This window comes from Paenibacillus ihuae (assembly GCF_001368795.1).
Taxonomy (GTDB): Bacteria; Bacillota; Bacilli; order Paenibacillales; family Paenibacillaceae; genus Paenibacillus_AQ; species Paenibacillus_AQ ihuae.
This window is the reverse complement of record NZ_LN831198.1, coordinates 3,821,589-3,833,511: the sequence shown is the minus strand read 5'-3', so window position 1 is coordinate 3,833,511 and position 11,923 is coordinate 3,821,589. Positions and strand designations below refer to the sequence as shown.

At 48.3% G+C, this 11,923-nt stretch carries 10 protein-coding genes; 7 read left to right on the top strand and 3 right to left on the bottom strand.

What is annotated here, in order from left to right:
- Window positions 1–122: 122 nt before the first annotated feature.
- Window positions 123–2,507 carry an ABC transporter ATP-binding protein/permease gene (locus tag AQR02_RS17745; RefSeq protein ID WP_054941616.1) on the bottom strand — a complete coding sequence of 795 codons (2,385 nt, stop codon included), beginning with the start codon at window positions 2,505–2,507 and terminating at the stop codon, window positions 123–125.
- A gap of 213 nt (window positions 2,508–2,720) precedes the next feature.
- Between AQR02_RS17745 and AQR02_RS17740 the strand changes: the two genes are divergently transcribed.
- The 4 genes from AQR02_RS17740 (at window position 2,721) to AQR02_RS17730 (ending at window position 6,013) form a co-directional block, all read left to right on the top strand.
- A complete protein-coding gene (locus AQR02_RS17740) occupies window positions 2,721–3,395 on the top strand; it encodes a response regulator transcription factor (protein ID WP_054941615.1) in 675 nt (224 codons plus the stop codon).
- Entirely contained in the window at window positions 3,392–3,814 is a 423-nt protein-coding gene (locus AQR02_RS33110) for a HAMP domain-containing protein (RefSeq protein WP_209444173.1), read from the top strand. Before AQR02_RS17740 ends, AQR02_RS33110 begins: the two co-directional genes overlap by 4 nt.
- Before the next feature lie 6 nt (window positions 3,815–3,820).
- Entirely contained in the window at window positions 3,821–4,438 is a 618-nt protein-coding gene (locus AQR02_RS33105) for a sensor histidine kinase (protein WP_342447482.1), read from the top strand.
- Window positions 4,439–4,633: 195 nt separating this feature from the next.
- On the top strand, window positions 4,634–6,013 hold the full coding sequence (locus AQR02_RS17730) for an MATE family efflux transporter (RefSeq protein WP_054941614.1): 1,380 nt from the start codon (window positions 4,634–4,636) through the stop codon (window positions 6,011–6,013).
- A 196-nt stretch (window positions 6,014–6,209) separates the two neighbouring features.
- Here the strand turns inward: AQR02_RS17730 and AQR02_RS17725 are convergent, their stop codons facing one another.
- Both AQR02_RS17725 and AQR02_RS17720 read right to left on the bottom strand, forming a co-directional pair.
- Window positions 6,210–6,713, bottom strand: a complete 504-nt coding sequence (locus AQR02_RS17725) for a hypothetical protein (RefSeq protein WP_054941613.1) — start codon at window positions 6,711–6,713, stop codon at window positions 6,210–6,212.
- 469 nt (window positions 6,714–7,182) lie between these two features.
- Complete coding sequence (locus AQR02_RS17720; RefSeq protein WP_082451893.1) at window positions 7,183–8,214, bottom strand: S-layer homology domain-containing protein; 1,032 nt, start codon at window positions 8,212–8,214, stop codon at window positions 7,183–7,185.
- 161 nt (window positions 8,215–8,375) lie between these two features.
- On the opposite strand from AQR02_RS17720, the gene AQR02_RS17715 reads away from it, so the two are divergent.
- The 3 genes from AQR02_RS17715 to chrA form a co-directional block, all read left to right on the top strand.
- Window positions 8,376–9,089 carry an ABC transporter ATP-binding protein gene (locus tag AQR02_RS17715; RefSeq protein ID WP_054941612.1) on the top strand — a complete coding sequence of 238 codons (714 nt, stop codon included), beginning with the start codon at window positions 8,376–8,378 and terminating at the stop codon, window positions 9,087–9,089.
- Window positions 9,082–10,683 carry a hypothetical protein gene (locus AQR02_RS17710; RefSeq protein WP_054941611.1) on the top strand — a complete coding sequence of 534 codons (1,602 nt, stop codon included), beginning with the start codon at window positions 9,082–9,084 and terminating at the stop codon, window positions 10,681–10,683. The genes AQR02_RS17715 and AQR02_RS17710 overlap by 8 nt, the downstream gene beginning before the upstream one ends.
- A 154-nt stretch (window positions 10,684–10,837) precedes the next feature.
- Window positions 10,838–11,923, top strand: a 1,086-nt coding sequence (gene chrA, locus AQR02_RS17705) for a chromate efflux transporter (RefSeq protein ID WP_245237525.1), incomplete at its 3' end; no start/stop codon positions are given.

The window sequence follows — 11,923 nt, the reverse complement described above, 5'->3', positions numbered from 1 at the left end:
CGCCATTGGGTAACCCTTTTGTTCAGGTAATATAGTTTTTATGTCTTATTATAATGAAAAAAAGGGGCCGGTCCAAGACCAGTCCCTCATATCTAACCATATTCCGCTGTTAACAAGTTAACTTATTCGCTGCGCAGTGCAACCACCGGATCTTTTTTCGCTGCGAATTTGGCAGGGATGAATCCGCCCAGCATGGTCAGTCCGACGCTGAGTACGACGAGTCCGAAGGCATGCAGCGGGTTCAGCTGGGCCACATTGGACAGGTCGGTAATCGACTTGAGGATGATGTTGACGGGAATGGTCAGCAGATAAGCGATCCCGATGCCCAGCAGTCCCGAGAGCGAACCGATAATGCAGGTCTCTGCATTAAAGACACGCGTAATATCCTTTTTGCGTGCACCCAAGGCGCGGAGTACACCGATTTCTTTGGTCCGTTCAAGCACAGAGATGTAAGTGATAATCCCGATCATAATCAGGGATACGACCAGCGAGATGGAGGCAAAAGCGATCAGCACCATGGTAATTCCGTCCATAATGCCGCTGGAGAGACTGGTGACCATCTCAGCCAAATCGGTGTAAACGATCATTTCTTTGTCGCTGCGGCCTTCATTCCATTGATCCAGATACTTCACGATACCCTCTTTAGCTTCAAAATCTTTTGGATATAAAGAGATCGAGGATGGTGTAGCTACTGCACCCAGGGCGGCAAGTGTATCTTCCTTAGACATGGAGCTGCCCGGATCAGTACTTGCGCCGGAGCTGCTCATCCCGAAGCCCATACCCATACCGCTTCCCATGCTGCTGACCTGTGAGAACACCTTGCCGGTAAGGACGTTGACCTGATCCTGCTGTTCCTGGGCTTTGACAATGGCCGAGTTCTTCGCATTGGTTATAAACTCTTCCGCCAGACTGTCAGAGTAGGCAATTCCCGCTGACATGGTGGACATTGGCGAATCCTGCTGCTTGCGGATGATTCCGGAAATTTTCAACGTGACGGCATTGCCGCTGTTATACATTTCACTAAGATCGGCAGCATTGCCGTTTAGCTTAAACATGCCGTCAGATTCAATATAGTAATCATCGTTATAGATTAGCTTGAACTCCCGGCCGATAATATCATCGAAGCTGATGTTGGCTGCTTTGTAATCGAGGCCGAGGGCTTCCAGAATACTTTGATTCATCCGGTTGTACTCATCGACGACCATAACGAGATCCGTGGACTTCTCCGGCAGGCTTCCGGTGAGCAGATCATAATAATCCGCAAGATAGCTGCCTTCAGCACCGGCGGGCTTATCGGGATACGAGGTGAAGTTCAGACTTGCCGTATCGACGGGAACAGCGGTAGCGCCGTCGGATCTGAGAATATTCATGCTCACCTTACGGCTGTAAGACACACCGTCCAGCAGGGCGGGATCGATATCGTCCAGATAATTCAGATACTCTTCACTTAACACATTCGTGTGCAGGATGGTGTTGACAGCCGGATCATAAGGGTAGATTTCACCCGCGCTGGTGAATTCTGTCCACTCTTTGTCTGTCTTCCCGGCATCTTCCGACGGCCGGCCGGACAGATCAATACTGGCAGCCGATTCACTGATGGTCACCGGGAAATTGGATAACGCCCCGGATTCATAACTGCTGATCTGCTTGTCGAACCCGTTCGAGAGCGACAGGATTAGCGCAATACCGATAATGCCAATGCTGGAGGCGAAGGCGGTGAGCGCCGTTCTCCACTTCTTAGTGGAGATATTTTTGCCGGATAATTTGAGAGCGGTAAAATAGCTCATGGCCGTCTTTTTCAGCTGATAATTGGTATTCTCCTGAATCTCGCTTGGGGGATTGCTGTCCGAAATGACCTTTCCGTCCCTGAACTGTACAGTCCGGTCGGCATAAGCCTCGGCCAGCTCCGGATTGTGGGTGACCATGACAACCAGTTTATCCTTGGCAATCTCTTTGATCAGCTCCATAATCTGTTCGCTGGTTACCGTATCCAGTGCACCGGTCGGCTCATCGGCGAGAATAATGTCGGGATCATTAGCCAGTGCTCTGGCGATGGCAACACGCTGCATCTGGCCTCCGGATAGCTGGCCGGGCTTTTTGTGGATATGCTCCTTCAGTCCGACCTTCTCCAGCGCTTCTACAGCCTTGCGGTGTTTGACCTCAGCACTTACACCGCTTAAGGTCATGCCCATTTCCACATTGTCTGTAATGCTCAGGTGGGAGATCAGGTTATAGCTCTGAAAGATAAAGCCCACACTGTTATTGCGGTACGCATCCCAGTCACTGTCCTTGAAATGTTTGGTCGAGGTTCCGTTAATGATCAGGTCCCCGCTGTCATATTGGTCGAGCCCGCCGATCAAATTCAGACAGGTTGTTTTGCCTGAACCGCTGGGTCCGAGAATCGCCACAAACTCGTTTTTTCTGAAATCCAGACTGACATCATTTAAAGCGATTTGCGTGAAACTGCCCGTGGTATAACTTTTGGAAATGTTTTTCAATTGCAGCATACTGTAATCTCATCCTCTCTTAATCCATCCATCTCTCTTGTGTGTGCAAAGCGTAACATACGATTATGAACTGAACATCAACTCGTACAGCCTGACAGCCGGGGAGCTGCATATGTATAGTAAGTGTTACGCTCTCCGTTCATAATGGGTTCATAAAGTTGTTGTACAATGTTAAAAAAGATTACTGATCCTTGAGGGAACGCAGGTGGAGAAATGATCAACATTCTTGTAGTAGAGGACAACGACAAGCTGCGGCAGCTGATCGGGACTGTGCTTACCAAACACGGGTATAACCCGGTGATGGCAGTGGATGGACAACATGCGCTGGAGCTGCTGGATACACATTATATCGATTTGATTATCTCGGATATTATGATGCCGAATGTGGACGGATATGAACTGATCCAAAGGCTGAGGGGGGCAGGCTATAATACTCCGGTGCTGATGGTTACCGCAAAAGAAAGCTTCAAGGACAAGCAGCGCGGATATCTGGCAGGTACGGATGATTATATGGTGAAGCCGATTGATGTGAACGAGATGATTCTGCGTGTCGGGGCGCTGCTGCGCCGGGCACAGATTGCGAATGAACGCAGGCTGGTTATCGGGGAGGTTATACTGGATTCGGATTCCATTACGGTGTACCGCGGGGATAAAAGCCTGCTGCTGCCCCAAAAGGAGTTCTATCTTCTGTACAAGCTGCTGTCCTACCCGAACAAAATCTTTACCCGCCAGCAGCTGATGGACGAGATCTGGGGGATGGACTCGGAGACGGATGCACGTACCGTGGATGTGCATATCAACAGGCTGCGTGAACGCTTCAAAGACTGTCCTGAATTCGAGATTGTTACCGTCCGGGGATTAGGGTATAAGGCGGTGAAGCGCTGTTGATCAGGCCGAAGAAAATACGCAACCTGTGGGGGACGCTGGTTCTAATGGTGTTCTTGATTATGCTGAGCGCGGCGCTGTTAATGGCACTGATGAGCTTTTTGATCGTACATTCGGGAATTATCGATGTGGGCCGGTTCAATATCTTTTGGCCGATTTCCTTCGTAATGATTGCCAGCATTCTGATCGGGACGGTTATCACTGCGATTTCGGGACGCAAAATCCTGACCCCGATCATTGATCTCAGTGAAGCCGCCAAGCAGGTTGCCAAAGGCGATTTCAGCATCAGAGTTGCGCATGAGAAGCATAGAGTCGATGTGCTTGGGGAGATGGCCGTCAATTTTAACCGCATGGTGCAGGAGCTGGGCGGCATTGAGACGCTGCGTAATGATTTTATTGCTAATGTCTCGCATGAATTCTAAACACCGATCGCGGCGATCGAAGGTTATGCCACCCTAATGCAGGATCATGATCTTTCGCCTAAGGAACGCCAGGAATACAGCCGGCTGATTATTGAGAGCACAAGGCAGCTGTCTTCACTGTCCAGTAACATCTTGAAGCTGTCCAAGCTGGAGAATCAGGAATACATCGTGGACAAAAGCCAGTTCGGCCTTGATGAGCAAATCCGCCAGGCCCTGCTGCTGCTGGAAGCCCAGTGGAATGATAAAAATATCAATCTGGACCTCGACCTTGAACCTGTCGTGTTCTATGGCAACGAAGATCTGCTGATGCAGGTTTGGCTGAATTTACTTGGAAATGCCATTAAATTTACGGACCGCGGAGGGGGAATTGCCGTCCATCTCTCCACAACAGGCCATGCCGTTACTGTGACAATCACAGATTCCGGTATCGGGATGACAGAGGAAGTAATGAAGCATATCTTCGTGAAATTCTATCAGGGGGATAAATCACGGTCGGCAGAAGGCAACGGCCTCGGGCTGCCGCTGGTGCGGCGCATTGTGGAGCTGTGCGGGGGAGAAGTTTCGGTTGAGAGCAAGGTGGGGGAAGGCTCGGTGTTTGTGGTTACTTTTCCTGTTGAGGAATAATAGATTGTGAATAAGTTGAATTGTGAGGAATTCCTCTTTACCCGTCAGAGTTCTTTTGCGCTGGCAGCGGTATAGAGGTTTTTTAATGTTGATTTAGTTAGAGTATTGACAGTTTGAACTCTAACTATTATGATATCCATGTTACTTAGAATTCTAACTAAACATTATCAATTGAAACGCTTGGAGGAATGAATTATGAGCCAGGAAACATCTAATCAATATTATCTGGAATCAGCTCCGCTGAAGAAGGCGATTGCCCATCTGTCGATCCCCATGATGATTGGAATGTCGGTCGGGACCATTTACAATGTTATCAACGCCTATTTCATCGGGCTGCTGCACAATACGCACATGCTGACAGCGATTACGCTGGGCCTGCCTATTTTTACTGTATTAATGGCCTTCGGTAATGTGCTGGGAGTAGGCGGCGGGACGTTTGTGACCCGGCTGGCTGGTGAGAAGAATCCGGAGAAGGGCCGGAGAATCGCCGGTTATTCCTTCTACGCGAGTATTATCGCCGGTATCGTAATCGCACTGCTTGCTTTTTTGGCGATTAACCCGATTACACGGCTGCTTGGTGCGGATGACGCTACGTTTGATTTTACCAAAACCTATGCCTTGACCCTGTTCGCCGGCGGGTTCGTGATTGTGCTCAATTTTGCGCTGGAGCAGCTGGTACGCTCTGAGGGAGCGTCGAAGGAATCGATGTACGGGGTGTTTATCAGCACGGCGCTTAGCCTGATTTTTGATCCGCTGTTTATTCTGGTACTGAACTGGCATGTGGCGGGCGCGGCGCTGGCGATGATCCTGGCGAATGTGGGCTCGGTAGTTTATTACATCTATTTCCTGGAGACAAAGAGTGAACATTTAAAAGGGTTCTTGAAGCATTTTAGGATTTCGGTTCAGGATAAGCTGGAAATATATAAAATCGGAATCTCTGAGCTGCTGCAATCCGCTTTTCTGATTGTGACAACGCTCCTGCTGAATAACTATGCCATTCAATATGGAGACCATGTGGTCGCCGGCTTTGGTGTCGCACTAAGAATCGTTCAGGTTCCGGAGTTTCTGTCGATGGGGTTATTCCTCGGTCTGATCCCGCTGTTTGCATTTACCTATGCCGGCCGCAATATCGTGCGTTTAAAATCAAGTATTAAATATGCCTTTGCCTGCATCGGAACGATTACTATTGTGTTCGTCAGCCTGGTATTTATCTTCAGAGACACGGTCCTGCACTGGTTCTCCAACGACCCGTCTGTGATTAGCAGCGGCGTAACGATCCTGGCAGCGATGCTGCTCTCGGCTTTGTTTAATGGATTCACGGGACTTTTTATGAGTATTTTTCAGGCCACCGGACAAGGCGCACCTACAGCGATTATGGCCATTACTCAAGGCATCCTGTTTATCCCGGTGATTATCGTGCTCCATTATCTCTTCGGACTGAATGGTGTTATCTGGTCTATGACCGTAACGGAAGTGATTACGAGTGTGATGGGTGTTATACTGTTTATCATTTTCGATAGGAAGCTTAAGCGGATGAGCAAGGAAGAGGAAAACGGGAATGTGGCTGGAGCATAGAGGCAGCACAGGCAGTACTGAAATTTGCTTTAATGAAAAAAAGTACTATAAAGTATTCGCGCGGTACTTGGGCTCTAATCCGGCTTCAGGAAGTTTGATGCGCTAAATAGGTATGGAGCAAGAAGGGGTACTAAGAGAGCATGTTCGGAAAGAAGAGCGGTATGAGGATCTGATTTATTACGGAATGATTAACTTATCATGGGCTAACAGGTCTATCTGATACCGTTCCGTCATGGCTCATAACATATAGATGAACTTCATTATCCTTAGAATTAACATACGCTATGGAATACAAACTTAATTTGTTGTTTTTCCACTCCATATATAAATAAGCCCCAAGTTGTTTGTTAACCAGCGCATCGTAATCTATAACATGATCGGCATGAGCTGGAAGATCATCCGGACGGTCATAACCGGGTACTTTGAAATATTCATATTTCCAATAAGAGTCACTTCCATTTTCTGAATCACTGTTATGTGCGATCTCAAATTTTTCTGTGAATAATGATTGTACCTCCTCTTTAGTCAGTCCCAATTTTAATTTCGATTGGAGTTCATTTATTTTTTCAGTTATGGCAGCGCCAGTTGCACTAACAGACGATAACGCGATAGTGCTTGTGTCGTTCCAGTGAATATGTCCGCCGATTGTCTGAAATGCCAGGATAGATGCGGTAATTACCGCGGCCTGAATCCAGTTCATCTTTTTCACTTCCTATTCCATGAATCATTGATGATTAATTTTACCATATTATTACAGGATAGGATTAAAAAGTGAAACTATTGGAAAAATAACGAGATGGAGGCACGGTAGTGGGATTTACTCCCGCTAAATTCCTCCAGGAAGGATCGTGATGGTGGCTAGCGGGATTTTCTCCCGCTAATATCTCCATTATGGCTCAATATTAGCTAATTCGAGGATTTAGAGGGAGCTTTTCCACCTAATGTTCATTTTTGATGTAAAATGATTGAATTAGAGGGGGTTTTTCCCGCTAGAATTTAGAATGATGATTATAACTGACTGAGATGGGTTCCATCCACGTTATGTTAGATCCATCAGGGGAAAGAGCATGAGATCATGTTCGCCTTCAGTGAATAATTACAAAATAAGGCCAGACGAGTCAGCAAGTGACGGTCTGGCCTTTTTAGGCCGTACAAACAGGGAGAACTTCCTATTTGGTTGAGGGTTTTTTCAGGATCTCATGGACTTGGCTCACCATGGCGGTAGCGTCTGCACGGGTGATGGCGTCTTTTGGATGGAAATTGCCGTCTGCGTCCAGGTTCACAATCTGAAGCGCGATTGCCGTCTGAATGGCCCCTGAATTCAAGATGTCGATCTCATTGTTATCCTTGATCTCCACCGGATTCAGCTTGATCATCGGCAGCTGGCCGCTCGTTTGCAGCGTATGCACCAGCAGGTAAGTGAAGGATTCACGGCTCATGCTGGAAGCGGGAGCGATCTTGATCTGCAGGTCTGCGTCAGGTCCGGCAGCCTCTTTGATCAGTTGAACAGCCTGTTCTGCCGTAAGGATCTCGCTTGCAGCTTCAGGTGCCGGATGAGCCTTCAGGTATGCCAGCGCATTGCTGATTGCGACGGCTGCTTCAGCCCGGGTGATTTTCTGCTGCGGGTTAAACTTCCCGTTTGCATCCAGCTGCACTACACCGTAGTTCAGGGCGCGCTGGATCGAACCGGAATAATCCGCCTTCACTTGGTCCTGGTCTTTGAATTCCACAACGACTGGCTTAATCATCGGCAGACGGCCGCTAATTTCGATCGCATCAATAAGCTGATGCGTGAATTCCTCGCGTGTTAACTTCTGGCCCGGCTTCAAATCCGCCGGCAGGTCCAGTCCGTGGACAGCGGCTATAATGAGGGCCTGAGAGTACCAGGCGGAATCATTGGCATTGGCAAAGTAGTCCGAAGCCTTGGGCTCCTTAACGAATCTGATCAGATCAAGATTCAGTCCTAAGCTATTAACGATCATTTGAACCCCTTCTGCTTCCGAGATGGCAATATGCGGGCCGAACTGGGAGGCGCTGATCCCTTTGATCAGGCCGCTATTTTGCAGGGCGATGATCTTCTCTTTACCGGGGACGTTATTTAAATCTGTGAAGGCTGCGGCGGAAGCGAATTGTTGTCCGGCAAAAGTTAGCGCCAGAGCAGCGGCGGCGGATAGAGTAACAAGCTTGAATGTTTTTTTCATTTTTCTTCACCCCGTGATGTAGTTTGTGGTTTATTTGAGCTTTTAGACGTGCATTCGGACAAAAAGGTTTCCGCAGAGATTATTTTATTCACCAATGAACGTTTACTCCATGCTGTACGTATAATAATTATTTGCTATCAGTTAGGAAGAGGTGAAGGGACATGCTGACCATCAGACATTTTACCAAGAGCTATAAAGGCGGGAAAAAAGCAGTAAATGACCTGAACTTAGTGGTCGAACGGGGAGACATATACGGCTTCATTGGACATAACGGTGCAGGCAAGACGACGACCATCCGGGCGGTGGTAGGCGTGCTTGATTTTGAAGAGGGAGAGATTGAAATTGACGGGATTTCGATGAAAAAAGACCCGTTAGCCTGTAAATCCCGTATCGCGTATATTCCTGACAATCCGGACCTGTACGAACATCTTACCGGGATCCAGTACCTCAATTTTATCGGCGATCTCTTTAGTGTATCCAAAGCGGACCGTGAGCGGCTCATTCAAAAATACAACGATGCTTTTCAAATGACTGCACATCTCGGCGATATGATCTCATCGTATTCTCATGGGATGAAGCAGAAGCTGGCGATCATCTCGGCGCTTATTCATAAACCGAAGCTGCTGGTATTAGACGAACCCTTCGTGGGACTTGATCCCAAGGCTGCCCATATGCTAAAAAAAATCATGGCTGAGCTATGCAGTGAGGGCAGTGCGATTTTTTTCTCCACACATGTCCTGGATACCGCAGAGAAGCTCTGCAATAAAATTGCAATCATCAAGGCGGGCCAGCTGATTGCCCACGGCAAGACGGAAGAAGTTAAGGGCGAGAACAGCCTGGAGGATGTATTCATGGAGCTGATCGATAATGATTAATATCTGGAGATTAACGAAGATCCAGCTGCTCTCTGCCTTCGGCTTGAATAAAGCCCTGCATACCCGAGAGGTGAAGGAAAGACGCAAACTGCTGCTGCTAAGTATCGCTATCGTCCTTGGTGTGCTTATGATCGCAGTTTTTTCATTTGGATATAGCTATGCGATGGCACTGGCTTTTGAACAGATCGGCCGGGTGGAGCTGCTGCTCGCCATTATGATGGCTGTTACTTCGATGGTAGGGTTCTTCACGACGGTTTATAAGGCAAGCGGAGTCTTATTCAGCTATAAGGATTATGATTTGGTGATGTCGCTGCCGGTAAAGACCAGTCATGTGGTTGCAAGCCGTATTCTTCAGCTCTATGTGCTGAATCTGTTTTTCACGTTGATGGTGATGCTGCCGGCAGGTGCGGTATATGCGCTAAAAGCACATCCGGCGGCGTATTATTATCTTCTTTTTCTGCCGGCAATGCTGTGTATTCCATTAGTCCCGATTATTGCAGCAACCGTGATTGGCGCGTTCATCAGCTGGTTTTCTTCCCGGTTCCGGGCCAGCCGGATGATCAGCCTTGTCCTGACCTTTGCCGTCATGATTGCGCTCATGGCAGGTTCATTTACTCTGAACGGTAACGGGCAGGAGGAACTTGCTGATCTGGGCACCGGACTGGCAGATATGATCTATAAGCTGTATCCACTGGCGGCTATGTATGTCGATGCAGTCTGTGCCTACCGGATAGATTCATTTATTTTATTTATTCTGTTATCGGTACTGTCCTTTGTCATCTTTGCTGCTGTACTGGGGTCGCGTTATAAAGCGATTCATACAGGTCTAATGACCAGCCATGCAGGCGGTAAATATACAATGAAGCCGTTAGAAGCATCCACGGTATTTCACGCTCTGTATCAGAAGGAACTGCGCCGCTACTTCAGTTCTTCCATTTATATTTTAAATACAAGCATTGGCATGATTCTGTTATTGATGTCGTCGGTCTCCCTGTTGTTCATCAGCCCGGAGCAGCTGGGGGAGCTGGCCGAAATTCCTGAGCTGCAGATTTATTTGAATACACTGGCGCCTGTCTTCGTCTCCATGTTCATAGTTTTAAGCTGCACAACGTCAAGCTCCATTTCTCTGGAAGGCAATAATCTTTGGATACTCAAAAGCTCTCCTGTACCTAAGCACATCATCCTGCTCGCCAAGGTTGCTGTAAATCTCACCATTACAGTACCTATCACGATTATGGGCTGTGTACTACTGATAATATCGCTGCGGACAGGATGGATGGACAACCTCTTACTGCTCGTAATCCCTGTAATCTATGCCTGCTATTCTGCGCTGATAGGCGTTATGGTGAACCTGAAACTGCCTAAGCTGGAGTGGACAAGTGAGGTTCAGGTGGTCAAGCAGAGTGCGGCGGTACTGGTGGCAATGCTTATTGGGATGATTAGTTTGCTTGTTCCGGCTGGGCTGTCTATTCTGCTGACGGGTGTGGATGGGAAGCTTATCATGCTTGGAGCCGCCGCAATTATGATTGGGGTAAGTTTGGGGCTGTATAGGTATATGAAGCGGAATGGGGAGAGGCTGTTTCGGGAGTTGTGAGGATTGTGTACAATAACTTAACCGTATTTTAACCAAATTCATGTGTTTACCAAATATACAAGTGTCATAATAGTTTGAATATTGGTTTGGGTCCCCTTGTATTGTTCCCTTTAGATTGAGAACGACGTTATTGCAGCAAAGGAGCGGTGAGGATATGCAAACGGGTCAGCAAGAAGCACAGAAAGATGCTCAGAAGGGGAGATTAGGCGCACTTTTAGAAGTGCTGATGGTTTCTGCTAAATTGGGCTTCACCTCTTTTGGGGGGCCGGTTGCCCATCTGGGGTACTTTCATAATGAATACATACGCCGCCGAAAATGGATGGATGAACGGAGTTATGCTGACCTTGTAGCTCTTTGTCAATTCCTGCCCGGTCCAGCGAGCAGTCAGGTTGGAATTGGAATAGGTGTTGTAAGAGCGGGTCTGCTTGGGGGTCTTGTGGCATGGCTAGGCTTCACTCTGCCGTCAGTCATTGCGTTAGTTGCCTTTGCCTTCCTGCTTCAAGGCTATGATATTGGCAGTGCGGGGTGGATTCATGGACTAAAGATCGTAGCGGTAGCCATCGTTGCCCACGCTATTCTTGGGATGGGGCAAAAGCTTACACCGGACCGAGACAGGGTAACAATCGCTGTCATTGGAGCGGCCATTACATTGTCTTGGCAAACGGCATTCAGTCAGGTCCTTATTATCGTTGCTGCCGGAATAGCAGGTTTATGGCTTTATCGTAAAAAAGCTGCGGAGGCAACACCAGACCTGCAAATACCAATCAGCAGAACCCTCGGGGTCGTCTGTTTAGTTGTATTTTTTGTGCTGCTGGCAGGACTGCCTCTTCTCAGGGGGGCAGGAGAAGCCGGGTGGTTAGCCATGTTTGACAGCTTTTACCGTTCCGGTTCTTTGGTGTTCGGCGGGGGACATGTCGTCCTCCCCCTTTTAGAACGCGAAGTAGTTCCTACGGGTTGGGTTAGCCAAGAGGACTTTTTGGCAGGCTACGGGGCTACACAGGCGGTTCCGGGCCCGTTGTTCACTTTTGCAGCTTACCTTGGGACTATGTCCGGCGGAATTATTGGGGCAGCGGTTGCCATTTTCGGCATTTTCCTGCCAGCCTTTCTTCTTGTGATCGGTGCGCTCCCTTTTTGGAACGGATTACGAAACAGCCCGAAAATCCAAGGGGCCTTGGTTGGAATCAACGCCGCAGTAGTCGGTATACTGCTTGCTGCATGGTATGATCCCCTTTGGACTACA